Below are 26,962 nucleotides of genomic sequence, written 5' to 3' on the forward strand. Positions count from 1 at the left end.
CTGCTTCATGTCGCAGGCCCGCCGTGCACGTTCGACCGCTACTAAGCGCGCCGCAAGGTCCGAGCCTGTGGTGCTGGAGGCCGTCAACCAGCCTGGAGAGCAGCGGCGGGGTTCGCGGCGCAAGCCGCAAACCGACAGGTCCCGGTCGGTACGACCTGGCACTGTCATTTCCGCGCGCAACTGGCTCCCGAACCGTTGGCCCTATTTGATCCTGTCGATGATCGCAGCCATCGGCGCCTGCAGCTTCTGGGTGGGCAGTGCGCCGCACGTCACCGAGGCGATCATGCTGGCGTTGTCGGTCTTCGGGGCGGCTGGCGTTGGGATTGTGCATTCGCTGATCGCGGGCCGCAGGCGTGAGGTCAAAGTGGCAGGCGTGCTCGCCGTGGTGGTCGCGCCGATGTTTCTATTCGGCCTCGCGATTACGCGCTGGAGCGTGTCGGGCCAATTGCCATGGGATTTCGCCATCGCTTCGCTCCTGTGCGTTGCCGGGGCCTCTTCTGCCTACCTCCGCCAGCATCCGGTCGTGTTCTTTGCGGCGAAGTTGTCGATCTGGGCCGCCGCTGTCGCCGCCAACGCCTCACTCGCCGGTGCCTTGACCGTCCTTGCGGCGCTTATCGGCGCGATCCTCGTGAGCCGTGAACTGATGCGCGAACAACGGACCGAGGACGAGCGGATGAGAGCTCGCGAGAGAGTTCAGACCCGCGCCGGAGATATCCTAGCCGACTATGAACAGACCCGGCAGGGCTGGTTCTGGGAGACCGATCGCCGCGGCCAGCTGACCTATGTGTCGGCGCCCGTAGCCGAAGCCGTGGGATGCACGGCCGAGGAACTCGTGGGCCTGCCGCTGGTCACGCTGTTCGACTTGGACGACACGAGCCAGGAAAGTGAGCGCACGCTCCTGTTCCACCTCAACGCCCGCTCGGCTTTTCAGGAACTGACCGTACGGGCTGCGATCAAGGACGAGGAACGGTGGTGGTCGGTCAGCGGCCGTCCGATCCATAACGAGTACGGCAACTTCGTCGGGTTTCGCGGTTCGGGCGTTGATCTAACGGCGAAGAAGCTCAGCGAAGACCATGCCTCGCGGTTGGCGCATTACGATTCCCTCACTGGCCTCGCCAACCGGTTCCAGATGTCCCAGGCGCTCGAAAAGACGCTGACTTCACGGCAGCGGGCCAACAGGGCGTGCTCGGTCATGCTGATCGACCTCGACCGGTTCAAGCAGGTCAACGACACGATGGGCCACCCGGCCGGCGATGCCTTGCTCAAGCAGGTCGCCCGCAGGTTGGAAGCCGCGGTCGACAAGATGGGGCAGGTGGGGCGTCTTGGCGGCGACGAGTTCCAGGTGATCGTGCCCGGCCGCATCGCTCGCAACGATGTCTCCGAACTGGCCTCGCACATCATCCATTCGCTGTCTCAGCCCTATTCGATCGAGGGCCAGCGCGTGGTCATCGGCGCGTCGATCGGGATCGCGGTATCGCCCGAAGATGGCGTGACCAATGACGAAGTGATCCGCAATGCCGACCTGGCGCTCTATGCCGCCAAGGATCTCGGCCGCGGTCGGTTCCACTTCTACGCCAACGACTTGCACGCCGAAGCCGAAGCCCGCTCTCAACTCGAACAGGATTTGCGCGACGCCATCACCGAGGGCCAGCTGCAGCTCTACTACCAACCGGTCGTCTCTTCGGCGACGGAGAAGCTGACCGGTTTCGAGGCGCTGCTGCGGTGGGAGCATCCGCAAAGGGGCTGGGTGCCGACCGACAAGTTCGTCAAGATTGCCGAAGACACCGGCCTGATCGCGCAGATCGGCGAGTGGGCCTTGCGCACGGCCTGTCACGAGCTTGCGCGGTGGCCGGAAGAGGTACGCGTCGCGGTCAATATCTCGCCGCTGCAGTTTGCCAACCCGCAGCTCCCCAGCCTTGTCGCCAATGCCATCGCGCAGGCCGGCGTTCACCCGTCGCGCCTGGAGCTCGAGATCACCGAAAGCGTGTTCCTGAACGACGATACCTGCACGGACACCATGTTCGCGGCGCTAAAGGGCCTTGGGGTCCGTCTGGCGCTCGACGACTTCGGCACCGGCTACTCTTCGCTTGGCTATTTGAAGAAGGCGCCGTTCGACAAGATCAAGATCGACCAGAGCTTCGTGCGCGGCGCCACGCTGCCGGGCAGCCGGAATGGCGCGATCATCGCTTCGATTACGAGCCTGGCGCACGCGCTGGGCATGGATACCACGGCGGAAGGGGTTGAGACGCTCGATGAGCTGGAGCTCGTGCGCATGCATGGTTGCAGCCACATCCAAGGCTTCATCTACGGCAGGCCGCTGAGCGCCACCGATGCCACGGAGCGGGTCAAGGATGGCCTGACAGTCGAGGCGAAGGGCCCGCGGGCGTCGCGCGCGCCCCGCCAGACCATGTTGCGCAAAGTCGTGCTCGATCACGATGGGCAGGTCTACCAGGGCAAGATCCGCAACGTCTCCGACACCGGGGCCCTGATCGAAGGTCTGTGGCATGTTCCGCCGGGAACCACCTTCACGATCGAGATGTCGGACTCGCAAACGGTCAGGGCCACCTCGAAATGGTCGGCAGAGGATCGCATGGGCGTCGAATTCGCGGTGCCGCTGGCGAAGAATTCAAGTCGGGCAAAAGGCGCAAAGAAGGGCCGCCAAGCCCGCTCGGCAGCGGTGTCCTACTAAGTCGGTGTTTGGTTTGAGCGGACCGTCTTAGCGGTTCGGTAAGCCTGTTGCGCTATTGAGAAGCCAATAACCAAATAATCGGGCTGCGCAGTCTCTGGTTTTCGGGGTTGAGTTAACGTGGTCATGCGCAACATGCTGCGGGGTTTGGGTGGCAAGGGAGCCGGTGGTTCTCGTGCGTCCAGTGACGGCGCGCTCCAGGTGCTGGACGCCGCGCAACGCCTGGCGATGCTCGAAGCCTTCGAAGAGGCCGAGATCGGTTGGTTCTGGGCCACCGACAGCGACAATCACCTGATCTACCTGTCCGCTTCTGCGGTGCGCAAATTCGGCGACCAGGCGCAGGTCATCGGAAAGCCGCTGGCATCGCTGGCCGAAGCCGTGACCGCCGATGGTGAGGAACGGTCCGAGCGCCCGCTGTCCTACGTTCTCGGCGCGCGCAGCAACATCAACGGGGTCACCGTCAAGGTCGACGCACCGGATGGGCCGCTGTTCTGGTTGCTCAGCGGCAAGGCCCAATTCGACGAGGCGGGCCGCTTCCAAGGCTATCGCGGCAGTGCGCGGGACGTCTCCGGGCTACGCGAACAGCAACGCGACGCCTCTCGGCTGGCGCAGTTCGATTCGCTTACGGGGCTCGCCAATCGTCACCGGATGATCACCCGGCTGGCGACGATGTTGACGGCGTTCAAGGCGGCAAAGCGCAGCTGCGCCTTGCTGATGCTGGACCTCGACAGGTTCAAGCAGGTCAACGACACCCTTGGCCATCCGGCTGGCGACGAGCTGTTGAAGCAAGTGGCCCAGCGCCTGCAGCGCATTGTCGGCGCACCCGGGGAAATCGGCCGCCTGGGTGGCGACGAGTTCCAGATCATCATCCCTGACATGGACGACCGTGGGCAGCTTGGGGAGATGGCCCAGCGGATCATCCAGATGGTCTCGCAGCCCTATTCGCTCGAGGGGCGGCGGGCGGTTATCGGCACATCGCTCGGCATCGCGATCGCGCCGTACGACGGCATCGAGCCCGAAGAGCTGATCAAGAGCGCCGACCTGGCGCTCTATGCGGCGAAGGGCGGGGGGCGCGGGCAGTACCGCTTCTATTCCAACGACCTCAAGGACTCCGCGCACCAGCGCCGTGAGACGGAAGAGGATCTGCGCGACGCGCTGGCTCGCGGCGAGCTCGAGCTGCACTACCAGCCGGTCGTTCGCACCTCGGATAACATCGTCACCGGGTTCGAGGCGCTGATGCGCTGGAACCATCCGGAGCGGGGGCCGATCAGCCCCGCGGTGTTCATTCCGATCGCCGAGGAATCGAACCTCATCGTCACCCTTGGGGAATGGGCGATCCGGCAGGCCTGCGCGAACGCGGCGAAGTGGCCGGGGGAATTGCGCGTTGCGGTCAACGTTTCGGCGCACCAGTTCACGACCGAGAGCCTGCCGACCACCATCACCAGCGCTCTCGCATCGAGCGGCCTCAAGCCCGAACAGCTCGAGCTGGAGATCACCGAGACCGTCTTCATGGGCGACGTCGAGGCGGTCGAGCAGATGTTCAAGCGGCTCAAGAAGATCGGCGTGAAGCTCTCGCTCGATGACTTCGGGACGGGCTATTCGTCGCTCGGCTATCTGCGCAAGGCGCCGTTCGACAAGATCAAGATCGACCAGAGCTTCGTCCGCGGGTGCACCGAGAAGGACAACACCAACTTCGCCATCATCACCGCCATCGTCAGCTTGGCCACCGCGCTCAAGATGGAGACCACGGCCGAAGGCGTGGAGGCGATGGACGAGCTGGGGCTGATCCGCACCCTCTCGGCCACCAACGTGCAAGGCTTCATTTACTCCCGCGCGGTGCCGCAGGAGCAGGTGCTCGAAAAGCTCGCGACCGGGGACCTGACCTACAAGCCGATGGGCCCGGCCAAGCATCGCGCCGACCGCCGGACCCTGTTCCGCATGGTCGGAATCATCCACGAGGATCACCGCTACGACGCCATGTTGCGCAACATCTCGCGCACCGGGGCGATGATCGAGGGCATGCTCGACGTGCCGGTGGGGACCGACCTCGTGCTCGACCTAGGCGAGGGGCAGCTGGTGGTGGGGACCGTCAGGCGCTCGCAGGACGCGACGCAGGGGCTCGAGTTCGAGACCCCGCTGATCAGCGACGGCGCCGAAGGATTGTGCACTCGCCACCGCGTCTCGCCTTACGCATTGGCCGCCGCCGGCATGCCGCTGCGCGCGCTGCCTCCGGGGAGTTATGGCATGCCCGGCATGTCCCTTAGCGACGGAAGCCGGCCGCGGTTCATGCAGGTTGATCTCTCGGCGCTGTCCTCGCGCGCGGCCTAGCCCTTCCATCCCAACAGGACAGGCTCTAAGGGCGCGGGATGACTGACCTCGCGCGTATCCGCAATTTCTCGATCATCGCCCACATCGACCACGGGAAGAGCACGCTCGCCGACCGGCTGATCCAGGCCACCGGCGGCCTGACCGACCGCGAGATGAGCGAGCAGGTGCTCGACAACATGGATATCGAGCGCGAACGCGGGATCACCATCAAGGCGCAGACCGTGCGCCTGACCTACACCGCCAGCGACGGGCTCGCCTACGAGCTCAACCTGATGGACACCCCCGGCCACGTCGACTTCGCCTACGAAGTCAGCCGCAGCCTGGCCGCCTGCGAAGGCGCGCTGCTCGTCGTCGATGCGGCGCAGGGGGTCGAGGCGCAGACGCTCGCCAACGTCTACCAGTCGATCGAGCACGACCACGAGATCGTCCCGGTCATCAACAAGATCGACCTCCCCGCCGCAGAGCCGGAGAAGGTCCGCCACGAGATCGAGGACGTGATCGGCCTCGACGCCAGCCAGGCAGTGCTAACGAGCGCCAAGTCCGGCATCGGCATTCAGGACGTGCTCGAAGCCGTCGTCGCCCGCATCCCCCCGCCCAAGGGCGACCGCACCGCGCCGCTCAAGGCCATGCTGGTCGATAGCTGGTACGATCCCTACCTCGGCGTGGTGATCCTCGTCCGCGTGATCGACGGGGTCATCAAGAAGGGCCTCAACGTCAAGTTCATGCAGGGTGGCACCGAGCACCTGATCGACCGCGTCGGCTGCTTCACCCCCAAGCGCATCGAGCTGCCCGAGCTCGGTCCGGGCGAGATCGGCTTCATCACCGCGCAGATCAAGGAAGTCGAGCAGGCCAAGGTCGGCGACACCGTGACCACGGTCAAGAACGGCGCCGCCCAGGCGCTCCCCGGCTACAAGGAAGTGCAGCCGGTGGTGTTCTGCGGCCTGTTCCCAGTCGACGCCGCCGACTTCGAGAAGCTGCGCGAATCCATCGCCCGCCTGCGCCTCAACGATGCCAGCTTCTCGTTCGAGACCGAATCCAGCGCCGCGCTCGGCTTCGGCTTTCGCTGCGGCTTCCTCGGCCTGCTGCACCTGGAGATCATCCAGGAACGCCTCACCCGCGAGTTCGACCTCGACCTCATCACCACCGCGCCGAGCGTGGTCTACCGCATCCAGCTCCGCGCCAGCAAAACCGACGACGCGCGCGAGATCATGCTCCACAACCCGGCCGACTACCCCGATCCGAGCCGCATCGAACAGATCGATGAGCCGTGGATCAAGGCGACGATCTATACGCCCGACGAATACCTCGGCTCGATCCTCAAGCTGTGCCAGGATCGGCGCGGCATCCAGACCGGCCTCACCTATGTCGGCGGCCGCGCGCAAGTGCAGTACGAGCTGCCGCTCAACGAAGTGGTGTTCGATTTCTACGACCGCCTGAAATCGATCAGCCGCGGCTATGCCAGCTTCGACTACGAGCAGATCGGCCTGCGCGAAGGCGACCTCGTCAAGATGAGCATCCTGGTCAACAACGAGCCGGTCGACGCCCTCTCCATGATCGTCCACCGCGGCGTAGCCGAGGCCCGCGGCCGCCACATGTGCGAGCGCCTGAAGGACCTGATCCCGCGCCATTTGTTCAAGATCCCGGTCCAGGCCGCGATCGGCGGCAAAGTCATCGCCCGCGAAACCATCGCCGCGATGCGCAAGGACGTGACCGCCAAGTGCTATGGCGGCGACATCAGCCGCAAGAAGAAGCTGCTGGAAAAGCAGAAGAAGGGTAAGGCCAAGATGCGGGAATACGGCAACGTGTCGATCCCGCAGGAGGCGTTTATTGCGGCGCTGCGGATGGGGGATGAGGGGTAGGGCTTCGGCCTAGCCTGGCACACCTCTCTCATCGTCATTGTGAGAACCGAAGGCCCGCGGCATCCAGAGCTTCTCGGGATACGCCCTGGCGTTCTCGCTACGCTCGCAGGGGGACGCATCTCGGTACGAGCTGAGAATAGGGAGAAGTACGTGTCGACGTAGTTCTGCTTCACGGCCAAGGCTCTCGTTCGTCGAGGCGAAGGACGATCGCTGAACGTCCTTCAAATCCTTTGATTGTTTGCTGTCGATCCATTCGGTGGTTGGGGGTTTTCATTATGACTAAGCGTGCTTCCGCCGCGCGGGCTTCGGTCTGCGCCATCGCCTTTGTTCTCGCCGGTTGCGGCGGCGGTGGCGGTGGGGGTGTGAACGGTGCCCCTAACCCGTTGCCTTCTCCCAGCCCCTCACCATCGCCTAGTCCAACTCCCGCGCCTAGTCCGACTCCCGCGCCTAGTCCGACTCCGGCGCCCGCTCCCGTGCCCGCGAGCGGTGTGTCCAGTCGTCCCACGGTCAGCACTACTTTCGCCGCGCAAGCCACTTCCACTAGTGTGAAATTTGACGTTGGGCGGGCGCAGCGTGCCGAAGGTGGTAGAATGGCTGGCGCCACTCTCGAGTATGACTTGCCGAGCGATAGTTATATCATCCGCCTAGGAACGGAGACGTTTGAATTCGGTCCTGGGGATGCAACTAGCGATGCCTGGGGTTTTCTGGCCTTTGAGAAGGAGGTCGGAGAGAGCACGACCAAGCTCGATTTCGAGTGGCGCTACGATACGCCTTGGCTCACGAACACCGAGTATGTCAGGCTTGCACAACTCGTCACTTCTGAGGCCAACATACCCGAAGGCACCAAGACTTTTCGCGCTATTGATCTGGTTTTCGGTGTTCCCAGCGACGCAGCCAACGTGCCGAAGGCTGGAAGCGCAACCTTCGGTCTGTCGCTGTTGGGAAGTCGATCCTCGAATGTGACTGATAGCCCGCTCACCATGTCTGGAGCGGGCAGTGCATTGGTTGATTTCGCTTCAGGACAATTGAACTTCACCGGGGTCACGCACGATTACAATCAGGACCGTCAAGGCGCCTCCAATTGGGGCAGCGAGCTGACCGGCAACGCCGCGCTTACTGCCGGCAAGAATGTCTTTACAGGAACCTTCACCTCTAAAACCGGGACATCAGAGATATACGAAGGCGGCATCACGGGGTCGTTCTACGGTCCTGAGGCGGAAGAAATAGGCGGCACCTTCTACGGGACGTCGGGCCCGCTATACTACAGTTTGGCATTTGCCGGTCTTGAACAGCCGCATATCGCTTCACGGGACACGCTTGCTTCCCTCACCGGTACGAACCGTCTGGACAGCGTGCAGCGGGTTATCCCGCTGCCGGATAGCGATCCCTACTTTGCCGAGTATCCCTTTGGGGAGCACGTCATCTACGACGCGCAAACGAAAACCTATGAGATATCCAGGGTCTCGGCCGGAGCATTCGGGGCGGCCAATCGCACGCCTGCGAAAGACCAGGCGGACATAGTGTCTTACGGGGCTGCCGTCGCTTGGGTCGATGGAAAAATCTCGTACGACATCGGCCGGTTCGATGGCGAAACTGATGGCATGGAATTGACCTACGCGAGCTTCTTTCGCGTCGTCAAAACCCTGACTGATCTCGATGACAAGGTGTTGGAAAAGGAAGTCACCTATCTCGCCTTCGGCAACGCCACGCCCGCTGACCAACTGCCACGGACGGGCACTGCGAGCTATGAGGGCCGGCTGTTCGGTGACGTTAACGACGGAACCAACTTGCTCTCACCTCTTAGAGGCACTGCCGCGCTCAACGTCAATTTCGGTACGCAGGCCTTGGCGGCCAGCCTCTCGCCGCGGGCGACCAATCTAAACGGCGGCGTGGAGAATTTTGGCACATTCAACTTCGCTGGCTCGCTCGACAGCTTTCGCGGTTATTTCGAAGCGTTGCGGATAGGTGGAGGAGATGGCAATTTGGCCGGGCGCTTCTTCGGCGACCGGGCGCAGGAATTCGGCGCAACGTTTGGGATCAACCTCGCCGATCGAGGGCTGATGCTCGAAGGCGTTGCTGTCGGCAAGCAAGTCACCACGCCCTAGCAAAAGAGGGCCCGGCTTTGCGCCGGGCCCTCGTCCGCTGACTGGAATATCTCGACGGCGATTTGTGTTTTCCGGTCCTTAGAAGTTTATCCGTGTGCGTCTGATCTTGCCGCCTCCTCCGGCGCAGGCAGTCCGAGCGTTGCCTCATCACCGCCTCCCTCCTCCTCATCCCAATCCCCCGCCTCCACCGCGGCCTTCAAATCCCTCACCCACTCGGCGTGTTGCGCCTCATACCCCGGCCACTCGCTCCGCACCTGCTCGATGAACTCCGGCAGCAGTTCCGCCGCTCTCGCCGCGAACTCCGGATAAGCCAGCCCCGGGCGCCAGCCGGCGGCTTGGTCGGCGCGGGCCTGGGCGCTGGCGGTTAGCTCGTGCTCGAAAGCGGCGGGGCTGCGGCGGGCGAGGACTTGGGCCTTCATCGCCTTGACCTTGCGTTCGATGCTGGCGTGGATCTCGGCGGCGGGGCGGGCCTGGGCGGCGCGCTCGGACCCCTATTCCGCACACCAAAACAGGTTGGGAGATTTTACCACCCTTCATCCTTCAATGTCCGCACCCTCGGCCCCGCCTCAGGCTCCTCACCCTCATCCCCCGATCCCGCCGGCAGCAGCGCAACCGCACCACCGCCGCTCACCCCCTCATCCTCCTCCCAATCCTCATCCTCCACCATCCAGCCGGTGCCGTCTTCCTTGTCGATCCGCGCGGCTTCATCGTAAGCGGCGCGGGCGCGGGGGCTCATGTTGGCGCGGCGGTTTTGGCGCATGTCGTCGAGGAAACGGTCGATGCTCTCGAAGGTCTCCTGCTCCTCCTCCTGGTCGAGTACGAAGCGTTCGCGCTCCCACTCCTCGCGCCATTCCTTCTTCAGGCGATTGAGCGTCGTCTTGTCGGCGGCGTTGAGGGCGCGGGCGCGGCCGCCGGTGAAGCGGGCGGGGGAGCGGTTCCGGAGCATGAACATCAGCAGGCCGTCGTTGAACTTGATGCGGGTGCCGACGAGCTTGCCGTAGGAATAGACCGGCTCCTCCACGCCGTTGATCGCGCGGTCCATGGCGACGTCCTCGATCTTCTGCACGCCGATATCGAGCGCGGCCTGCCAGGCCTGGCGAAACTCCTCAGCCTCGGGGTGGCGGCGCAGGAGGTAAGCCCCGTGATCTGCCCGGCCGACGCGGCGGCAGGCAGAGATGACGCTGCCGGTCTCTGCCAACGCCTCGATGAAGGCGCGCTGGACTTCGGGGCTCCAGCCGTTGTGGCGCACTTTCTGGCGCGGGACGGGGGTGAAGGCGGGGAGAGTGGTCTTCGGCTTGTCCTGCATGAGTGGTCGGTCCTCTGCGGCTGATTTGCTTTTGCGGGCGAGTCGTGCGACCTTGGAACAAATGGAGAACTGTAGGAAAGTTGTTTCTCAACGGTTTGGCTCAAATCCTTAGCCTTCACGCAGTTTTACCGCGACGATAGGGGCGGATCGGGGTATGCTGCAGCGCGGTCGTAACAGGGGACGTGGTGGAACGAATTCCTGCCATCAGGCGGGCCATCCTTGCGGACATTCCGTTCGGGAAGGCGCTGCTCTGGAGCGCGGTGGCCATTGCCGCGCCTACCGGTTTGCGCTGGGTTATCGACCGGGGCGAAGCGGGGATTCCGTTCGTTACCTACTACCCGTTTGTCGTGGGGGCGGCGCTGCTGCTCGGATGGCGCTGGGGGGCGGCGGTGGCGCTGGTCTCTACGGTGATTGCGAACCGGTTGTTCCGGGCCGAGCCGCTGCTGGATTCGCTCGATGCGAGCAACTGGGCCCTCGGGGTGTTGTTCGTGCTGTCGTGTACGGCGCTGGTGTGGCTGGGTGACGCGGCGCGGCGGCTGGTGCGGGAACAGGAGGCGGCCGAGGCGCGCGAGCGGCATTTGAACCAGGAGCTGATGCACCGGGTCAAGAACATGATGGCCACCGTGAATGCGCTGGTCATGCTGACTTCGCGGCACAGCGATCCGGGCAATTTTACTCAGGCGCTGGCGGGGCGGATGAAGGCGCTCGACCGGGCGACGGGGATGCTCGGGGTCGATGCGGATCGGCAGTGCGACCTGGGCAAGCTGGTCGAAGGGGCGATCGAGCCGTTCAAGGGGGAGGGCAACTTCGTGGCCTCGGGTCCCGCGTGCAGCTTGCCGCGGCAGTCGTGCGTGCCGCTGTCGCTGGCGTTGCATGAGCTTTGTACCAATGCGGCGCGGCATGGGGCGCTGTCGGCTCCCGGCGGGAAGGTGGAGCTGCTGTGGACCTTGCGCGAGGTTGAGGGCGAGGGGGTGCTGACGCTCTACTGGCGCGAGCAGGATGGGCCGCCGGTGGCGCGGGAGCGGCGCACGGGGATGGGCACGCAGCTGCTGCGTGTCCAGGCGGGGATCGACGAGTGCGACCTCGAGTTCGCGCCCGAAGGGGTGAAGTGCCGGATCGCGATCGAGGGGGTCGAGCTCTAGGGCCGGGCTAGGGCTTGGTGGCGCTGACCAGCGAGTAGTAGCCGCCGCCGGTGCGGACCGCCTGCACGTCGGTAAACCCGGCGCTCTCGAGGATCTCGCGAAACTCGGCGAGCGAGTACTGCTTGCCGAGCGTTCCTACGAGCATCAGCAGGCTGAACGATGCGGCATGCCAGGGCCCGGCGCCATCGTCGTCCATCAGGATCTCGTTGAGGAAAATCCGCCCCCCACTAGGCAGCGCGGCAAAGCTCTTGCGGGCGAGGAGCTTGTTGGTCTCGACCGACCAGTCATGAAAAACATTGGAGAAGAAGTGAGCATCGGGTCCGACCGGCCACTCCTCCGTGAACATGTTGACCGCAGCAGTGGAGACCCGCCCCGTAACGCCCTCGCGTTCAACGTAGTGCTCGGCCTCTTCGGCCATTGCTGCGAGGTCGAGTAGGACGACCTCAAGCCGCGGGTGGGCCTTGGCGATCTCGATCCCGTAGACGCCCGAGCCGCAGCCGACGTCCATCAGCTGGTCGACGTCGTTGAACACCCCCTGCGCCGCTGCTCCTCGGGCAGGAGCCATCGAGTGGGCGTGCATGAAGGCGGCAATGCGCTGGGCGGCCTCGGCGCTCATCTCGCCGCGTTCCCACTCCGGGGCGCCCGAGTTGAAGCCTTCGGGCCGCTTGCCGGTCTTCATCGCCTCGAGCAGCTGGGCATGGAGCGGATTGCTCTCGCGGAAACGGTAGAGGAAGCCGCCCCAATATCCCTCGGCATCCGGGTGGAGCCAGGTGCGGGCAGGAGGCAAGGCGCGCCACTTCCCTTCGCGCTTCTCAAGCAGGCCGGAGGAGGCCAGCGCGCCCAGCAGTATGCCCAGCGCATGGGGCGCCAGATCGAGGCGTGCGGCAAGCTCGTCTGTGGTCAGAGGCTCGTTGCCAAGCAGGCGGAACACGCCGGTCTCGTCAGCCACCGTGGCCGCGGGAAGGCGGAACTGTGATTCCCACATGTCCCAGATCACGCGATCGTCGTTAGTCGGCGGCAATTGACCGGTCATGCTTTGCCCTCCCTGTCCGTTTATCGTTCTTGGGCCGAGAGCATAGCCGGCTCCGGGCGGATGTCGACGCCGAGTTCGGCTCGAAAGCGTCAGACCTCCCGATGTTTCCGGTAGCGGAACCGGGGTTCGCCCCGATGGCGCGATTGGCGAAGAGCGGCTGATATCCTCCGGTCTCGCGGGAGGTCACAAGCATGGAGGAACTGGTGGGCCTCAACGCAGCCGAGCGACTGTTCCTGCTCATACCGGTCTACGTCTTCGTGTTCGGCCTATTCGTGCTGCTGATCCTCTCGGCGGTCGGCGGCATTTGGCTCCGGCGGCGCTTCTCCGGGAAGGACGGGACGGGCGGCACGGGCTTCGAGGGCGAGGGTTATGTCGTCACCGCCGCCTCGGGTCTGCTCGCCCTCCTGCTCGGCTTCACCTTTGCCATGGCAGTCGACCGCTTCGACGAGCGCCGCATGCTGGTGATCGACGAGGCGAACGGCATCTATTCGACATACCTCATGGCCCAGACCTTTCCCGAGCCCGACAGCGGCCGCATCAGCGCGACGCTCCTCGCCTACCTCGATCATCGGCTGACGGTGTCTCGCAAGTCGCCGATCGATCAGAAGCCTGGAACGTTGCAGCTCGACCGACAACTGAAAGCTCAGCTCTGGCGTGAATCGCTCGAGGCCACCCGCAACCTGCGTGACGACGTATCCTCGTCCTATCTTCAGTCCGCCGCGCAAACGCTCGAAGTAGGCGCGACCCGGGAAGCGATCAGGTTGGCGCGCATTCCCCCGCTCATCCATGCAGTCCTGTGGATCTTCTCCGCGATTACCGTGATGGCGTTCGGCTTCAGCTACTATGGACGAGCCCGATGGTTGGGCCTTTGCGTGATCGTCGTGCTTCAGACGCTCGCCCTGGCGCTGATCCTCGACCTTGATCGGCCCACGTCAGGGATCATCCGGGAATCGCAATGGGCTATGGAAGACGTGAAGCGGCGCCTTCATGACGCAAGGCCCGCCGATTCCGTTTTGCAGGAGCAGACCTCAACTCAGCAGTCCCCTGGACAACCGTAACCCGTTAGTTCGAGGCGACGGCCCTCTGGGCGCAAGTGCTCAGCCGGGAGACCGCATTCCGCACGCCACCGAGGTCGTAAGCGACGACTAGCTTGCCCTTGTCCATGAACCCCACGCTCCGGCTGGCCGACAGGTCGGCGAGGATCTGCCGCACGTTCCGTTCGCCGCTGAAGCTCGTGGTAAAGCGATAGGCCTGGCCTTCACGCGTGTAGCTGAGCTGGCGTGAACCCCAGGCGTCGTCGAATTTCTCCCCGTTATTGTCGAGGAATACGATCAACCAATCGAGCGAGCCCGAGCCGGGAAGCGTTGTGTCGATCGAATTTGTCGTGGCGAGAGTGACCAGCTGGCGCGAGGCGTCGTAGCTCACTTCCATCGTCGTCGACCCGAATTCGGGATGCGTAAACGTCTGGCGCATGCTGCACGAGCCATCGGTGGTATGGACCGGCCAGGGTCCCGCCTGCGCGTGAGCTGCGCTTGCGGAAACCAGCAAAGCCGAAAGCGCCAAAACTTTTTTCATGCCAACAACTCCCCCAATTCCTCGACGGCAGCTTATCGCAAATACGGAGCGTGTCCCAGCCTCACGTTGGGCACCTGCTTGCACCACCTCCGCAAGAAAGGCATTGTAACGGACGATAGAATTAGTGGAGAGGCGATAAAAATGGCGACAGCCGCACGCAATCTGGGCGCTTCGGCCGAATTTGACGGGGTGGAGGAGAGCGCTCGCCAGGCCGAGACCTCGATCCGATTTGTCGATCCGGGCGATTTCGTCACCCGACGCTACGTTCGCGCCGGAGCTGAAATCAACACCGGGACCTACTCGGACCACCGGGTCACCGTGCGCGACGCCATGCCGATCCGCGACCATTTCCAGCTCGACGTTCACGGCTTCCGCATCGCAACCCAGCCGACCGCGGTTAAGGACTTCCATGACAAGGACGAAGTCGATCGCGTTTATGAGCGGGAAGTCGAGGAGCATATCCGGCAGCTTACCGGGGCCGACAAGGTCGTAGCTCGCGGATGGATGCTGCGCACCAGCGCGGACCTGACCAGCCGTGCCCAGGAAAAGACCGAGAACTACCAGCACACCGGCGGCATCCAGCCCCCCGCGGGCGAGGCGCACGTCGATCTCAACACCGCTACCGCGCACCGCATGGCCGAGTTCACCTACAAGAAGAACTTTCCCGACGGCCCCGGCTACAAGCGCTTCCTCATCTCCAGCTACTGGCGCACCTTTTCGCCGCCGCCGCAGGATGTGCCGCTGGCCCTGTGCGATGGCCGCTCCAGCTTTGCTGGCGAGGAGAAATCGAACACGCTGTTCGTGGTCGACGAATTCCCCGTGGGCGACGCGCTGACGGCGCCGGTCGAGGGTGAGGAGGTCATGATGGCCGCCTCGATCTTCAGCCACTCGCCAGCGATGCGCTGGTGGTACTTCTCGAACATGACACGCGACGATGCGTTGCTGTTCAAGTTCCACGACAGCGATCACTCGCACACCTGGCGCTGTCCGCACACTGCGTTCCACGATCCCAGCTTCCCCGATGCAAACGTTCGCGAGAGCATCGAGGTGCGCTCGGTCGCTTTCTGGGAATAACCTGCCCGGCGGTGCCCACCGCCGGTTCTTTTGCCTTCGCTCTCACGGTACGGTGGCCAGACCTCATGCAAGAGGAGGCCACCGGCTGAGCCTATGAGACAGGCAGCACTGCGTGTGATCCCGTTGTCGCTTGGCGCGATCCTGGCGGCTTGTGGCGGCGGGGGAGGAAGCGGGGGTGGCGGTGGTGGTACCGCCAATTCAGCGCCAGCGTTCACTTCCGCGGGGACGGCCTCTGTGGCCGAGAACAGCGCCGGTACGGTCTACACTGCCACGGCGAGCGACGCTAACGGCGACGCCGTCACCTTCTCGATCTCGGGCGGGGCCGACGCGGCCTTATTCCAAGTGACTGGAGCAGGCGCGCTGTCGTTCCGCGTGCCACCTGATTTCGAGGCGCCCACGGACGCCAACGGTGACAACGTCTACGAAGTCACGCTCGCGGCCAGCGACGGGCGAGCGAGTTCGTCGCTCGCACTGCGGATCACGGTGACCGACGCCACCACCGGCAGCTTCGTTGTCCGACGCGTGGGCACGGGCTTTGCCGGGCCGGTGTTTGTGACGGCCATGCCCGACAACAGTGGGCGTGTGATCGTCGTCGAGCGGGGCGGGCGCATTCTGCTCCTCAATCCCTCTACCGGTGCAATTGCCGCAACCCCGATGCTCGATATCAGCGGCCAAGTTTCGACCGACGGGGAAAGGGGGCTGCTGGCGGTAGCGCTTGCTCCCGACTATGCCACGAGCGGGCGAGCCTATGTCTATCTCACCGCACTCGACGGTTCGATCCAAGTGCGCCGCTACACCTCATCGGCAGGCAATCGCGATGTGCTCGACAGCGCCAGCGGCGACGTCCTGCTGTCGATCCCTCATCCGAGGAACAACCACAACGGTGGCTGGCTAGGCTTTGGCGCCGACGGGTTGCTCTACGTGGCGACCGGGGATGGCGGGGGTGCCAACGATCCCGACGGCAACGGTCAGAACCGCTCGACTTTGCTCGGCAAGATGCTGCGCATAGATGTTTCGCGGGACGATTTCCCGAATGACACTGCGCGCGACTACGGAATTCCAGCCGCCAATCCTTTTGCCGCAGGCGGAGGTGCGGGAGAAGTCTGGCTCTACGGTCTCCGCAATCCGTTCCGAAACAGTTTCGATCGCGCCACCGGCGAGCTCTGGATTGCCGACGTGGGCCAAGGCGCAGTCGAGGAAGTGGACCGCGTCCGAACCAGCCAATCGGGCCTCAACATGGGATGGCCCCTGTTCGAGGGAAGCCAGCCCCTGTTGGGTTCCAATCCCGCCGGGCTCACCATGCCCGTCACGGAGTATGGCCACGGCAGCGGCCCGGCCCAGGGCAATTCGATCACCGGAGGCTTCGTCTATCGCGGGCCGGTGGAGCCGCTACAGGGCCTCTATGTGTTTGCCGACTTCGTCAGCAACAACATCTGGACCGTACCCATAGCGGGCCTCACCCCCGGCACCACTACGCCCAGCACCGCCTTCACCAATCGCAATGCCGCCTTCGTCCCCAATGCAGGGAGCCTGGCGGGCATTGTCGGTTTTGGCGAGGATCAGGCTGGCAACCTCTATATCGTCAGCATCAACGGATCGATCTTCGCGATCCTGCCTTCGATCTGAGGCGGGATCAGGCTTCGCGCGATTCCGGTGCCTTGGCGGCCGAGTCCTGGCCGACTGCGGGCGGGGCGATCTGCGAGGGCGGCGCAGGGGGCGGTGTCGGACGATCTTCTTCCGCCATGCCCTTGCGGAAGCTCTTGATACCCTTGCCGAAGTCACCCATCGTTTCGGAAATCTTGCCACGCCCGAACAGCACCAGAACCACCAGTGCGACCACGATCCAGTGCGTGATGGTAAAAGAACCCATCGTAATTCTCCTTGTCCCCGCACAGATAGCAGCGGGTGATGACAGATAAAAGCGCTGCTCAGACCTTAAAGTAGGTTTGCAGCGCCGCGATGCTCTGCCTGGCGCTCTTGTGATGAACGAAGATGCCGCCGACCTCTTCCCACAAGTGCCGATGCCGGTCCTGGTCGTCGACGAGCACGTCTCCTTCCTTGGCATGGTCGCGCTTGTCTCGGGCCATGGTGGTGATGATGCGGGTTCCGGGGAAATACTTGGCTGCCCAGCGCACCTTCTGATCGGCCGCCCAGTTACCGACCGGCAAGCCGGTGAGGATGATCGGTTCGAGGTGGCGAACCGCGTCGAACAACTCCATCGCATCATCCATCAACGGCAGACCGAAGTAGAAGTCCGGCGCCTGGGTCAGCTTCTGCCAAAAGCGACCGAGCCCGTGGCGCTCCTCGAACGCTTTTGGCGGCAGGCCGAGTATTGCGGTGGCGCCCTTGTTGAAATCGGCGAGCACACCGTCACAGTCCAGATAGAGCTGTCTCATGCCTTGATCGCCATCGGCCACAGGTCCTTCAACGCCAACTGGCGCTCGTTTCAGTTCTGCGTCAATAACTTGAAGCGGGAAGCCGATGCTCCTGAGCCGTTCAATCTCGGTTCGCGACCAGGCGCAAATCCCGCCCCCGGATAGCTCCGGTCGGCACGACTGGCTGCAGGAAGCATCCCGCCACAAGCGTCGGCACGCGACCTGCCGGAACAGCGCGGCTGAACAAGTAGCCCTGACCGAAGTCGCACGAGAGCTCGATAAGACGGCGAGCCTGGCCTTGGCTTTCGATGCCTTCGGCCACGACTTTGATGCCCAGGCTTCGACCGAGGTTGATCACAGCACGAATGATCGCCTCGTCACCGGGATCTTCCATCATGTCGCGGACGAAGCTCTGGTCGATCTTGATCGTATCGACCGGGAACTGCTTGAGATGCCGCAACGAGGCGTAGCCGGTGCCGAAGTCGTCGAGGGCGATCTTTACCCCGCGCAGGCTCAGCAGGGCGAGGGCACGATGAACGTATTCGGCGCCGCGGCCGAGGAACACGGTTTCGGTCACTTCGAGCTGGAAACAGCGCGTCGGGACTTCTGCCCGTTGCAGTTGCTCGAGCAGCCGCTCGGCGAAATTGTCGCGCCGGAACTCGGCGGCGGACGCGTTGACGGCGACGTGACGAAATTCGACACCCCGGTCGAGCCAGGAGCGGACGTCCCTGATCACCCGGTCGATCATCCGATCACTGATCTGCGCCGCGACTTCGGCATCTTCGAAAGCCGCCTCGAGCGCTGCGGGATGGCCGATCCGTCCGTTCGGCATGCGCCAGCGGAGCAAAGCCTCGAACCCGACGAGGGCGCCGGTCGCGAGGTCCAGCTTTGGTTGGTAGTAGGGAATGACCCGGTCCGTACTGAGTGCGTTGCGGGCCAGGTCGACCATCGAATTGCGGCGTTTGACGTCCTCGCCCATCTGCGGCTCGAACACCTTGACGATGCCGCGGCCTGCGGCCTTCGCGGCGTAGAGCGCGAGGTCCGCGTTCTTGAGCAAGGCGTCGGGCGTCCGGCCATGATCGGGGAACAGGCTGGCACCGATGCTGACTCGGCAATCGATGATCCGTCCGGTGTGAATGAACGGTTCGCGCAGGCGCTGCTGGATCGCGCGAGCAACGTGCAGCAGCGTGTGCTCTCCGTCCAGTTCGGGCATCACCACCGCGAACTCATCGCCACCGAAGCGCGCCACGGTATCGCAATGCCGGACCACGCCGCGCAGGCGCTTGGCAAACATCTTGAGCAGCATGTCGCCGACGTCGTGACCAAGCGAGTCGTTGATCTGCTTGAAATGGTCCATGTCGAGCAGCAGCAAGCCGACCGCGCGACCGCTGGCTGACGCGCTCTGGATGGCCGCGTCGAGCTTCTCCTGGAACAGGCTTCGGTTGGCGAGACGGGTGAGGGCGTCGTGGCTGGCACTCCAGCGCACGCGTTCCTCGGCGGTCTTTTCCTCGGTGACATCGCGCACGGTCATGATGATCCGGCGCAGGCCCTGGTCGGCCTTGCTCGTGCGCCAACCGTTGATGGCGATCCACCGCTCGGCTCGATCGGACGCACGGCGGATGCGGAAGGACTCTTCGAACCGGTTCGCCTGGCCGCTGCGCAGCGCTTCGACGTGTTCGCGGAATTTTGCCTGGTCGCCCGGATGGACGCATTTCTCCGCCGCGGCGAACCCGGGCTGGACGCCTTCTCCAAGGCCGAAGATCTCGCGCAGTCGCTCGGACCATTCTCGCTTGTGAAGCGAGGCGTCGTAGTCCCACACCCCGAGGCCAGCGGCCTCCGCGGCGAGGCGGAAGCGCTCTTCGCTTTCGCGCAGGGCTTCTTCGACCAGCTTGCGCTCGGTGATGTCTAGATGCGCGCCGATGCTGGAGACGGTTTTTCCCGAAGCGTCGCGGTGCCGTTTGGTGCGGCTATAGATCCAGCGGACCTCGCCGTTGTCGGGCCGCACGATGCGATATTCGCACTGCACGGTATCGTCCCGATAGACGGTTTCCTTGATCATCTGGCCGAACAGCTCGCGGTCGGCGGGGTGGACGATCTCCATCCAATCGGCAGCGCTGAGGGATTTTGTTCCCGCCGGGAGGCCAGCCTGTTTGACGAAGTACTCGGACATCCGGGAGATCATGCCCGGAGTCGTTTCGAAATCTGCGAGGCCGGTGGCCTCTTGCACTAGCCGAAGCCGTTCCTCGCTGTGCACGAGCGCGTCCAGGGTCTGCTGTCGCTCGTTGACGTCGCGCGAGATGCACATGTGCACCTTGGACCCGTCGGGCATCAGGAACGGCACGGCGTGAGCTTCGACATGCCGCCGGCGCCCGAGCAATCCGATGACCTCGTAAGTCCACACCACCGATTCGCCGGCCATGACACGCCGATGCACATCGAGGCAGGACTCGAAATATTCCGGGGGGACCGGGATGTAGCCGGGCGTAGTGAGGCTGGCGAGGTCGGGTGCCTGGAGCAGTTCCAGGCCTCTCGGGTTGATGTGGATCAGCTGAGCGGATTCGTCGAAGATCTTCACGCAGTCCGGCATCGCGTCGAAGATGGCCTTCAACCTGGCCTCGCTGTCGCGAAGCGCACTTTGCACTTCGACCAGGGCCGTGATGTCCTCGCAGGTGGTCACCGAAAGGCCTTGCTCGGTGTCGCGGTTCTTGATCGCGTAGGTCTTGTCGCCGCGAGTCATCGTGCCGAACGGATAGCTACCCGATCGAAGCTGTTCGCGAATGTCGGCCCGAATTTGTTCGACGGACTTTCCGGCCGGGTAATGGCCGGCTTCGATCCCGAGTGCGATCAACTCGGTGCTTGTCATCCCCGGACGAAGCGAACCGGCGGGGACATGCAGAATTTCAGAGTAACGCCGGTTGAGGAGGGTGATGCGGCCCTCTGCATCGAACATGCAAAGTCCCTGGTGCATGTGCTCCAGCGCGTCGCGGTGCAGCGCCAGCTGCTCCTCGAGCCATGCATTGCGTTCTTCAAGCTCGGCCAGGCTTCGGGCCTGCTCTGACATATTGACTGATCCCACCCTCGAATGGGTGGTTTGCCAGAGAGTTGATAACGCAAACAAAGGGGTGGCTAAGGGATCGCGCGTAGTGCGCATATGGCTGGGAGCAACCATGGCGACTTCACTTGGCGTTCACGAACCCGCTGGCTATAGGCTGGGCATGACTGCTCGCTCACCCCGCAAAATCGCCCTCATTGCCGCTGCCTGCGCGGTGGTCCCGCTCACTGCGGGTTGCTCCATGTTCAGCGGAAAGGGCGGAGATCGGGATACGGCCTACATCGCGCGCGACGTCGAATCGCTCTACGCCGCCGCAAAGGACCGGCTCGACAGGGGCGATGTCAGGGTAGCGGCGGCTCTGTTTGACGAAGTCGAGCGGCAGCATCCCTACTCGCCCTGGGCCCGTCGCGCGCAGTTGATGAGCGCGTTCTCCTATTACCTGATGCAGGACTACACCAAGGCGATCGACTCGGCTCAGCGGTTCCTGTCGATCCACCCGGGTAACAAGGACGCGCCCTACGCCTATTACCTGATCGCGCTCAGCTACTACGAGCAGATCAGCGACGTCGACCGCGACCAGTCGATCACGCAGCAGGCCCTCACGGCACTCACCGACATCCAGCGGCGCTATCCCAACAGCGAATATGCCGCCGATGCCCGGCTGAAGGTCGACCTCGTGTACGATCACCTTGCCGGCAAAGAGATGCAGATTGGCCGCTTCTACGAGAAGACCGGCCAGTGGCTTGCGGCGCAGATGCGGTTCCAGAACGTGGTCGAGACCTATCAGACCACAAGTCATGCGGCCGAGGCGCTCTACCGTCTGACTGAGACTAGCCTCGCGCTCGGGCTACCCGGCGAAGCGAAAAAGTACGCCGCCGTGCTGGGGGCAAACTACCCCGGCAGCGAGTGGTACGAGAAGGCTTTCGCGCTGATGCAGGAAAACGCACCGCAGCAAGCCGGCGGCTGAGTTTCACAGAGTTTCGGGTACTTTCCGGAACTCTGACCAGTCGGCTAGCTAGCCTGAGGTGCCGTAGCGGCGGGTTTCGCCTGGGCCTTCACCGCGGCAATGGGCGATCAGTCCGCTAAGTTCACCGTTGAACAGAGCCTGGTCGAATCGCACGCCAGCGATTCCGTCATGGAACCAGCGAATGTGGCCATTGAGGCGCTGTTCGTTGACTTCCAGGGAGACCGCTTCGCCGACGACAAAGCCCGCGCGGCCGAGGCTGCTAATGCGGCACCCTTCCGACGACAGCTCGATCATGAGCCCGTCGACAGGCTTTTGGCCCGCCTTCGCGAGCTGCATTAATTGGCGTACAGCATGGCGCTTGTATGAGCGGATCGCCAGCACGGTCATCGAACCAACCCCCCATCTCAAATCGGTCAATTCGAAGTAAACAATATCTTTATTAACAAATTCTTCCACAGGTATTTTTGCGTAGCTATTTTGCCGCCTGTTTTGCGGGCAATTCCGTGGGCAGGTGCGGGCTCGCCGTTGCGCGGTGGTATGGGCTACCTTAAGACCTGAACGCGCTATGCTGACCTCGCTCGCGATCCGAAATATCGTCCTGATCGAGGCGTTAGATCTCGCCTTCGGACCGGGTCTTGGCGTGCTCACGGGCGAGACCGGGGCGGGCAAGTCGATCCTGCTCGACGCGCTCGGATTGGTACTCGGCAATCGGGCTGAGACCGGACTGGTGCGAAGCGGCGAAGATCAGGCAAGCGTTACCGCAACGTTTGAATTCGCCGAGCTTCCCGATGCGATCCGCCTGACTTTGGCTGAGGCTGAGGTGGAGCTCGAACCGGGAGAGCCCCTGATCCTGAGGCGCCGGGTTAAGACTGACGGCGCGTCCAAGGCCTGGATCAACGATCAACCAGTCGGTGCTGCCCTGCTGCGGGACCTGGCCCCCGCGCTAGTCGAACTGCACGGCCAGCACGATGATCGCGGACTGGTTAACCCACGCGGGCATCGTGCCCTGCTTGATCGCTACGCCGGCGGCGATGTCGCTGGGGTTGAGGACGCGTGGGCAAAGTGGCGGGCGGCCGAAGCGCGGCTCGATGCTGCGCGGGCTGCGATTGCCCAGGCCAGCGCCGACCAGGACTTGCTGCTCGCACATCTCGCGGAACTGGCCGGCATCGCGCCGGAAGAAGGTGAGGAAGAGCGCTTGGCGCTGTCGCGGGCGGACATGCAGAAGGGGGAGAAGCTCTCGGGGGATCTCGAAGCGCTGCGGTTGGTGTGGGACGGATCGGATTCTGCGCTAGCCCAGTTGCGTGGCGCAGCGCGGCGGCTTGATCGGATCGGCAGCGAACACCCGCTCCTGGCCGAAGCGCTTGCTTCCCTCGATCGCGCGGTGATCGAAGCGGGGGAGGCCGAAGCCAAACTTGAGGCGGCGGCAGAGGCACTGACATTCGATCCTGCCGAACTCGACCGGATCGAGACGCGCCTGTTCGAACTTCGCGCGCTGGCCCGCAAACACAATTGCCAGCCCGACGATCTACCGGCCGCGATGCGCGATCTTCGCTCGAAGCTGGACGCGATTGAGGCGGGCGATGCCGAGATCGGTGAATTGGAGCGCGCTGCGCAGGAAGCTGCCCAAGTCTATCGCGCCCGTGCCGAAGCTCTGCACGCCACGCGCGTCGCGGCCGCGGTGCGGCTCGATGGGGCCGTGGCGGGCGAATTGGCTCCGCTCAAGCTCGACGCCGCCCGGTTCAAGACTTCGGTCAGCGAATTGCCGGAGGAGCGGTGGGGACCCCAGGGCCTCGATGCGGTCGAGTTCCTCATCGCCACCAATCCCGGCGCCCCCTTCGCCCCGCTCAACAAGATCGCCAGCGGCGGCGAACTCTCACGCTTCATCCTGGCGCTGAAGGTCGCCCTGGCCGAGCAAGGCGGGGCGGCGACGGTGATCTTCGACGAGATCGATCGCGGCGTCGGCGGCGCGGTGGCCAGCGCGATCGGCGAACGTCTCGCGCGATTGGCCGAGGGTGGGCAATTGCTGGCGGTGACCCATTCTCCGCAAGTGGCGGCGAGGGGCGGTATGCACTACCTTATCGCCAAGTCGAGCGAAGGCACGGTCACGCGGACCTCTGTGTCGTTGCTGGACCAGGCTGGGCGGCAAGAGGAGATCGCTCGGATGCTCTCGGGTGCGGAGATTACCAACGAGGCCAGGGCGCAGGCGGATCGGCTGCTGGAGGGCGTGTGACCCATCCACTCGACCGCCCAATCTGGAATGCCCTGACCACGCGGCAGGCGGATCTCGCGGCCGTTAGCGGGGCTGCGGTCCGCATTGATCCCGCCTACGGCCCTTTTGCCGCAGCACGCGACACGAGCGACGAAGCGCAAGCGGCGCTCGTCGCCACCCTGCGCGGACCGGACGATCGGATCGGCGTTGTCGAGCGCGAGGCCTGGCCGGCTCCACCTGGCACGCAAGTCCTTGGCGGGGGTGACCTTGTGCAGATGGTGTTCGAAGGCTCTGCGCCCGAGATCGATCCGCGCATCGAACTGCTCACTGATGCCGACGCGCAGCAGATGGCTGAACTGGCTTTCGCGACCGAACCGGGGCCTTGGGCCGAAGCAACCCACCGCTACGGCGACTACTTCGGCATTCGAATCGACGGCCGCCTCGCGGCGATGGCTGGCGAACGCCTGCGGGTGCCGGGGATGGCGGAACTTAGCGGCGTTTCGACCTGGCCCGAGTTCAGGGGGCAGGGCCTGGCAGGAGCGCTGGTGCGCCGGGTCGTGCGCGGCTTCCTCGACCGTGGCGATACGCCTTTCCTGCATTGCTACGCCGCCAACGCCGGGGCGATCGGGCTCTACGAGGCGCTCGGCTTCCGTACGCGGGCGCAGCTGACCTTCACGATACTGGCGCTCGCCTGACGAGGCGCTAGGAAGAAGTCGATGTTCCGCTGGGTTCCCTTGTTCGCGGTCGCGCCACTTGCCGCTTGCGTTTCGGCCGCCGGCCCCTTGCCAAAGTTGTCGGGCGATATCGAGCAGCCGGAATTGGCGTTGTTCGAGCACGTTCTGACGGGACACTTTGCCGGGGCATCGGGCGGACCTCGCACTTGCGCTGCTCTGCTGCCCAAGCCGCTGACGGCGAAGCAGGAGAAGGCACTCGTCGAACGGTTCGTGCGACTGGCACCAGCCTCTCAATGCGGCGAGGGCGAGGGGGTGGTGCAGGTCTACGAGTTCGCCTGTGCGAGCGAGGGCGTTTGCAGCGGTTGGGTGGCCCGACCCGGCGCGCCGGCGACGCGCTATACGATGCGGTTCGACGGCGGTAGCTGGCGGTTTGACGGGGATTTGCGGGTGATTGCCAAGTGAGCGTGGATGCCATTTCCGAGGCCGAAGCCGCCAACGAGTTGATGCGGCTGGCAAAGGCGATTGCGCACCACAACCGCCTCTATCACGCCGAGGATTCGCCGGAGGTCTCCGACGCGGAGTACGATGCTCTGGTGCGTCGGAATGCCGAACTCGAGACGGCGTTTCCGCACCTGATCCGTCCTGACAGTCCGTCGCAGAAAGTCGGGCACGAGGTCTCGGCCTCGCCGCTATCCAAGGTCACCCACGAGGTTCGTATGATGAGCCTCGACAATGCCTTCTCCGATGAGGAGGTCGCAGATTTCGTGGGGCGCGTGCGGCGCTACCTGAACCTGCCCGAGAACGAGCCCGTCGCGATCACCGCCGAGGACAAGATCGACGGCCTCTCGTGCTCGCTGCGTTACGAGAACGGCGTGCTGGTCCGCGCGGCTACCCGGGGTGACGGACAGGTAGGCGAGGACGTGACCGCCAACGTCGCGCACATCTCCGATATCCCGCAGAAGCTGCGCGGAGAGGCTCCGGCCCTGTTTGAAGTTCGCGGCGAAGTTTATATGGGGAAACAGGCTTTTGCCGCGCTCAATTCGCGCTTGATGGACGAAGCGAAGGCACGGGCTGAATCAAAGGGGGAGGTGTTCGATCCCTCGACCGTTCGCCAGTTCGCCAACCCGCGCAATGCCGCGGCGGGCTCTTTGCGGCAGAAGGATCCGGCTGTCACCGCCTCGCGCCCGCTGCGGTTTTGGGCGCACGGTTGGGGAGCGGCAAGCGACGTCCCCGGGGCGACACAGCACGAGGTCATGCGGCGCATCGCCGACTGGGGCCTGCCGATTTCTCCCGAACTCAAGCTGTGCCGATCGGTGGAGGACATGCTGGCGGCCTATCGCGCGATCGCGGCCGGTCGTGCGGCGCTTCCCTACGAGATCGACGGGGTGGTCTACAAAGTGGACCGGCTCGACTGGCAGCAACGGCTCGGCTTTGTCGCCAAGGCCCCGCGTTGGGGCATGGCGCACAAATTCCCGGCCGAGCGGGCTGAGACGGTGCTGGAAGCGATCGACATTCAGGTCGGCCGCACCGGCAAGCTAACCCCGGTCGGGCGGCTCAAGCCGGTCCTTGTCGGCGGCGTCACCGTGACCAATGTGACACTTCACAACCGGGACGAGATCGCCCGGCTGGGCCTCAGGGTCGGGGACCACGTGGTTCTCCAGCGGGCGGGAGACGTGATCCCGCAAGTGGTCGAGAACCTGACGCGCGAGGAACCGCGCGAGGCCTTCGTCTTTCCGGATCATTGCCCGGTCTGCAGCAGCGAGGCCGTAGCGGAAGAGGGCGAGGTCGACATTCGCTGCACCGGCGGACTGGTCTGCCGCGCGCAACAGTTCGAACGCCTGCGCCACTTCGCCAGCCGGGCGGCGCTCGACATCGAGGGGTTGGGTGAAAAGTCGATAGCCGAGTTCATGGAACTGGGCTGGCTCACCCATGGGCCGGCTGACATCTTTCGGCTCCATCGCCGTCGCGGCGACTTGGTCGGGCGCGAGGGGTGGCAGGACAAGTCGGTGGATAACCTGTTGGCTTCGATCGAGGCCAAGCGCAGCCCTGACGCTGCGCGGTTGCTGTTCGGCCTCGGCATTCGCCACGTCGGTGCGGTGACTGCGCGCGATCTGCTGAAGCACTTCCACACCCTTCCGGCTTTGCGGGAAACGGCAGAACGAGCGCACTCCGGCGATGTCGAGGCTGTGGGCGAGTTGACTGCCATCGACGGTGTCGGCCCGGTGGTGGTCGAGGCCTTGGGCGACTTCTTCCATGAAGAGCACAATCGCGCCGTGTGGGACGACCTGCTCAGTGAACTCGACGTGCCGCGATACGAGGTGGAGACCAAGGCCAGTGCCGTTTCGGGCAAGACCGTGGTGTTCACCGGCAAGCTCGAAACCATGAGCCGCGACGAGGCCAAGGCGCAGGCCGAACGGTTGGGTGCCAAGGCAGCAGGTTCGGTCAGCCCAAAGACCGACCTCCTGGTCGCTGGGCCCGGTGCAGGGAGCAAGCTCAAGAAGGCTGCCGAACTGGGTATCGAAGTAATTGACGAGGCCGCCTGGGCGGAGATCGTCAAAGCGGCCGGCTGATCCCGCG

Annotated in this window: 21 protein-coding genes; 13 read left to right on the forward strand and 8 right to left on the reverse strand. The window is 64.2% G+C overall.

Features of this window, described 5'->3' with window-relative positions:
- The first annotated feature begins 217 nt into the window (after window positions 1–217).
- The 4 genes from ASD76_RS03450 to ASD76_RS03465 all read left to right on the forward strand — a co-directional run bounded on the left by ASD76_RS03450 (window position 218) and on the right by ASD76_RS03465 (window position 8,978).
- Window positions 218–2,689: an EAL domain-containing protein gene (locus tag ASD76_RS03450; protein WP_235506494.1), complete on the forward strand. Its 2,472-nt coding sequence runs from the start codon at window positions 218–220 to the stop codon at window positions 2,687–2,689.
- 123 nt (window positions 2,690–2,812) lie between these two features.
- A complete protein-coding gene (locus ASD76_RS03455; protein ID WP_082553581.1) occupies window positions 2,813–5,014 on the forward strand; it encodes an EAL domain-containing protein in 2,202 nt (733 codons plus the stop codon).
- A gap of 38 nt (window positions 5,015–5,052) precedes the next feature.
- Window positions 5,053–6,873 carry a translation elongation factor 4 gene (gene lepA / locus ASD76_RS03460; RefSeq protein ID WP_055918523.1) on the forward strand — a complete coding sequence of 607 codons (1,821 nt, stop codon included), beginning with the start codon at window positions 5,053–5,055 and terminating at the stop codon, window positions 6,871–6,873.
- A 590-nt stretch (window positions 6,874–7,463) separates the two neighbouring features.
- Window positions 7,464–8,978: a transferrin-binding protein-like solute binding protein gene (locus ASD76_RS03465; protein ID WP_055918526.1), complete on the forward strand. Its 1,515-nt coding sequence runs from the start codon at window positions 7,464–7,466 to the stop codon at window positions 8,976–8,978.
- 86 nt (window positions 8,979–9,064) lie between these two features.
- On the opposite strand, the gene ASD76_RS03470 is transcribed toward ASD76_RS03465, so the two are convergent.
- Together ASD76_RS03470 and ASD76_RS03475 are read right to left on the reverse strand one after the other, a co-directional pair.
- Window positions 9,065–9,397 carry a hypothetical protein gene (locus ASD76_RS03470; RefSeq protein ID WP_055918529.1) on the reverse strand — a complete coding sequence of 111 codons (333 nt, stop codon included), beginning with the start codon at window positions 9,395–9,397 and terminating at the stop codon, window positions 9,065–9,067.
- A 104-nt stretch (window positions 9,398–9,501) separates the two neighbouring features.
- Complete coding sequence (locus ASD76_RS03475) at window positions 9,502–10,284, reverse strand: hypothetical protein (protein ID WP_055918532.1); 783 nt, start codon at window positions 10,282–10,284, stop codon at window positions 9,502–9,504.
- A gap of 185 nt (window positions 10,285–10,469) precedes the next feature.
- On the opposite strand from ASD76_RS03475, the gene ASD76_RS03480 reads away from it, so the two are divergent.
- Window positions 10,470–11,426: an HWE histidine kinase domain-containing protein gene (locus tag ASD76_RS03480; RefSeq protein WP_162249635.1), complete on the forward strand. Its 957-nt coding sequence runs from the start codon at window positions 10,470–10,472 to the stop codon at window positions 11,424–11,426.
- Between the two features lie 7 nt (window positions 11,427–11,433).
- On the opposite strand, the gene ASD76_RS03485 is transcribed toward ASD76_RS03480, so the two are convergent.
- Window positions 11,434–12,459: a methyltransferase gene (locus ASD76_RS03485; protein WP_055918537.1), complete on the reverse strand. Its 1,026-nt coding sequence runs from the start codon at window positions 12,457–12,459 to the stop codon at window positions 11,434–11,436.
- 191 nt (window positions 12,460–12,650) lie between these two features.
- Between ASD76_RS03485 and ASD76_RS03490 the strand changes: the two genes are divergently transcribed.
- Window positions 12,651–13,517: a hypothetical protein gene (locus tag ASD76_RS03490; protein WP_055918540.1), complete on the forward strand. Its 867-nt coding sequence runs from the start codon at window positions 12,651–12,653 to the stop codon at window positions 13,515–13,517.
- Window positions 13,518–13,521: 4 nt separating this feature from the next.
- Here ASD76_RS03490 and ASD76_RS03495 read toward each other — a convergent pair whose 3' ends face one another.
- Window positions 13,522–14,034, reverse strand: coding sequence for a hypothetical protein (locus ASD76_RS03495; protein ID WP_055918543.1), 513 nt, complete (start codon window positions 14,032–14,034; stop codon window positions 13,522–13,524).
- 141 nt (window positions 14,035–14,175) lie between these two features.
- On the opposite strand from ASD76_RS03495, the gene ASD76_RS03500 reads away from it, so the two are divergent.
- Window positions 14,176–15,108: a CmcJ/NvfI family oxidoreductase gene (locus ASD76_RS03500; protein WP_055918547.1), complete on the forward strand. Its 933-nt coding sequence runs from the start codon at window positions 14,176–14,178 to the stop codon at window positions 15,106–15,108.
- Window positions 15,109–15,201: 93 nt separating this feature from the next.
- The gene (locus tag ASD76_RS03505) at window positions 15,202–16,734 is read left to right on the forward strand and encodes a PQQ-dependent sugar dehydrogenase (protein WP_082553583.1); all 1,533 of its coding nucleotides are present in this window, start codon (window positions 15,202–15,204) and stop codon (window positions 16,732–16,734) included.
- Between the two features lie 7 nt (window positions 16,735–16,741).
- Here the strand turns inward: ASD76_RS03505 and ASD76_RS03510 are convergent, their stop codons facing one another.
- From ASD76_RS03510 to ASD76_RS03520, 3 genes are all read right to left on the reverse strand, one after another.
- Window positions 16,742–16,978 (reverse strand): twin-arginine translocase TatA/TatE family subunit, encoded by a 237-nt coding sequence (locus tag ASD76_RS03510; RefSeq protein WP_055918551.1) that lies wholly within the window; start codon window positions 16,976–16,978, stop codon window positions 16,742–16,744.
- A 58-nt stretch (window positions 16,979–17,036) separates the two neighbouring features.
- Complete coding sequence (locus ASD76_RS03515) at window positions 17,037–17,504, reverse strand: hypothetical protein (protein ID WP_055922891.1); 468 nt, start codon at window positions 17,502–17,504, stop codon at window positions 17,037–17,039.
- Between the two features lie 100 nt (window positions 17,505–17,604).
- Window positions 17,605–20,544 carry an EAL domain-containing protein gene (locus tag ASD76_RS03520; protein ID WP_055918554.1) on the reverse strand — a complete coding sequence of 980 codons (2,940 nt, stop codon included), beginning with the start codon at window positions 20,542–20,544 and terminating at the stop codon, window positions 17,605–17,607.
- A 154-nt stretch (window positions 20,545–20,698) separates the two neighbouring features.
- Between ASD76_RS03520 and ASD76_RS03525 the strand changes: the two genes are divergently transcribed.
- Window positions 20,699–21,502, forward strand: a complete 804-nt coding sequence (locus ASD76_RS03525; RefSeq protein WP_055918557.1) for an outer membrane protein assembly factor BamD — start codon at window positions 20,699–20,701, stop codon at window positions 21,500–21,502.
- A gap of 48 nt (window positions 21,503–21,550) precedes the next feature.
- Here ASD76_RS03525 and ASD76_RS03530 read toward each other — a convergent pair whose 3' ends face one another.
- Window positions 21,551–21,889 (reverse strand): PilZ domain-containing protein, encoded by a 339-nt coding sequence (locus tag ASD76_RS03530; protein ID WP_055918560.1) that lies wholly within the window; start codon window positions 21,887–21,889, stop codon window positions 21,551–21,553.
- A 178-nt stretch (window positions 21,890–22,067) separates the two neighbouring features.
- On the opposite strand from ASD76_RS03530, the gene recN reads away from it, so the two are divergent.
- From recN to ligA, 4 genes are read left to right on the forward strand one after another with little or no spacing between them, the layout of a single operon-like run.
- A complete protein-coding gene (recN, locus tag ASD76_RS03535) occupies window positions 22,068–23,732 on the forward strand; it encodes a DNA repair protein RecN (protein ID WP_055918564.1) in 1,665 nt (554 codons plus the stop codon).
- On the forward strand, window positions 23,729–24,406 hold the full coding sequence (locus ASD76_RS03540) for a GNAT family N-acetyltransferase (RefSeq protein ID WP_055918567.1): 678 nt from the start codon (window positions 23,729–23,731) through the stop codon (window positions 24,404–24,406). Before recN ends, ASD76_RS03540 begins: the two co-directional genes overlap by 4 nt.
- A gap of 21 nt (window positions 24,407–24,427) precedes the next feature.
- Window positions 24,428–24,847: a hypothetical protein gene (locus ASD76_RS03545; protein ID WP_055918570.1), complete on the forward strand. Its 420-nt coding sequence runs from the start codon at window positions 24,428–24,430 to the stop codon at window positions 24,845–24,847.
- Window positions 24,848–24,888: 41 nt separating this feature from the next.
- On the forward strand, window positions 24,889–26,955 hold the full coding sequence (gene ligA / locus ASD76_RS03550; RefSeq protein ID WP_414826688.1) for an NAD-dependent DNA ligase LigA: 2,067 nt from the start codon (window positions 24,889–24,891) through the stop codon (window positions 26,953–26,955).
- Window positions 26,956–26,962 lie beyond the last annotated feature (7 nt).

It is taken from the genome of Altererythrobacter sp. Root672 (assembly GCF_001427865.1).
GTDB lineage: Bacteria > Pseudomonadota > Alphaproteobacteria > Sphingomonadales > Sphingomonadaceae > Croceibacterium_A.

What these genes read in the sequence shown, in the direction of transcription:
- ASD76_RS03515 (WP_055922891.1), bottom strand. Translation starts at nt 17,504, where the DNA reads ATGAGACAGCTCTATCTGGACTGTGACGGTGTGCTCGCCGATTTCAAC.
- ASD76_RS03475 (WP_055918532.1), bottom strand. Translation starts at nt 10,284, where the DNA reads ATGCAGGACAAGCCGAAGACCACTCTCCCCGCCTTCACCCCCGTCCCG.
- lepA (WP_055918523.1), top strand. Translation starts at nt 5,053, where the DNA reads ATGACTGACCTCGCGCGTATCCGCAATTTCTCGATCATCGCCCACATC.
- ASD76_RS03465 (WP_055918526.1), top strand. Translation starts at nt 7,464, where the DNA reads ATGGCTGGCGCCACTCTCGAGTATGACTTGCCGAGCGATAGTTATATC.
- ASD76_RS03495 (WP_055918543.1), bottom strand. Translation starts at nt 14,034, where the DNA reads ATGAAAAAAGTTTTGGCGCTTTCGGCTTTGCTGGTTTCCGCAAGCGCA.
- ASD76_RS03500 (WP_055918547.1), top strand. Translation starts at nt 14,176, where the DNA reads ATGGCGACAGCCGCACGCAATCTGGGCGCTTCGGCCGAATTTGACGGG.
- ASD76_RS03520 (WP_055918554.1), bottom strand. Translation starts at nt 20,544, where the DNA reads ATGTCAGAGCAGGCCCGAAGCCTGGCCGAGCTTGAAGAACGCAATGCA.
- ASD76_RS03485 (WP_055918537.1), bottom strand. Translation starts at nt 12,459, where the DNA reads ATGACCGGTCAATTGCCGCCGACTAACGACGATCGCGTGATCTGGGAC.
- ASD76_RS03490 (WP_055918540.1), top strand. Translation starts at nt 12,651, where the DNA reads ATGGAGGAACTGGTGGGCCTCAACGCAGCCGAGCGACTGTTCCTGCTC.
- ASD76_RS03525 (WP_055918557.1), top strand. Translation starts at nt 20,699, where the DNA reads ATGACTGCTCGCTCACCCCGCAAAATCGCCCTCATTGCCGCTGCCTGC.
- ASD76_RS03510 (WP_055918551.1), bottom strand. Translation starts at nt 16,978, where the DNA reads ATGGGTTCTTTTACCATCACGCACTGGATCGTGGTCGCACTGGTGGTT.
- ASD76_RS03455 (WP_082553581.1), top strand. Translation starts at nt 2,813, where the DNA reads ATGCGCAACATGCTGCGGGGTTTGGGTGGCAAGGGAGCCGGTGGTTCT.
- ASD76_RS03505 (WP_082553583.1), top strand. Translation starts at nt 15,202, where the DNA reads ATGAGACAGGCAGCACTGCGTGTGATCCCGTTGTCGCTTGGCGCGATC.
- ASD76_RS03530 (WP_055918560.1), bottom strand. Translation starts at nt 21,889, where the DNA reads ATGACCGTGCTGGCGATCCGCTCATACAAGCGCCATGCTGTACGCCAA.
- recN (WP_055918564.1), top strand. Translation starts at nt 22,068, where the DNA reads ATGCTGACCTCGCTCGCGATCCGAAATATCGTCCTGATCGAGGCGTTA.
- ASD76_RS03545 (WP_055918570.1), top strand. Translation starts at nt 24,428, where the DNA reads ATGTTCCGCTGGGTTCCCTTGTTCGCGGTCGCGCCACTTGCCGCTTGC.
- ASD76_RS03470 (WP_055918529.1), bottom strand. Translation starts at nt 9,397, where the DNA reads ATGAAGGCCCAAGTCCTCGCCCGCCGCAGCCCCGCCGCTTTCGAGCAC.
- ASD76_RS03450 (WP_235506494.1), top strand. Translation starts at nt 218, where the DNA reads ATGATCGCAGCCATCGGCGCCTGCAGCTTCTGGGTGGGCAGTGCGCCG.
- ligA (WP_414826688.1), top strand. Translation starts at nt 24,889, where the DNA reads ATGCGGCTGGCAAAGGCGATTGCGCACCACAACCGCCTCTATCACGCC.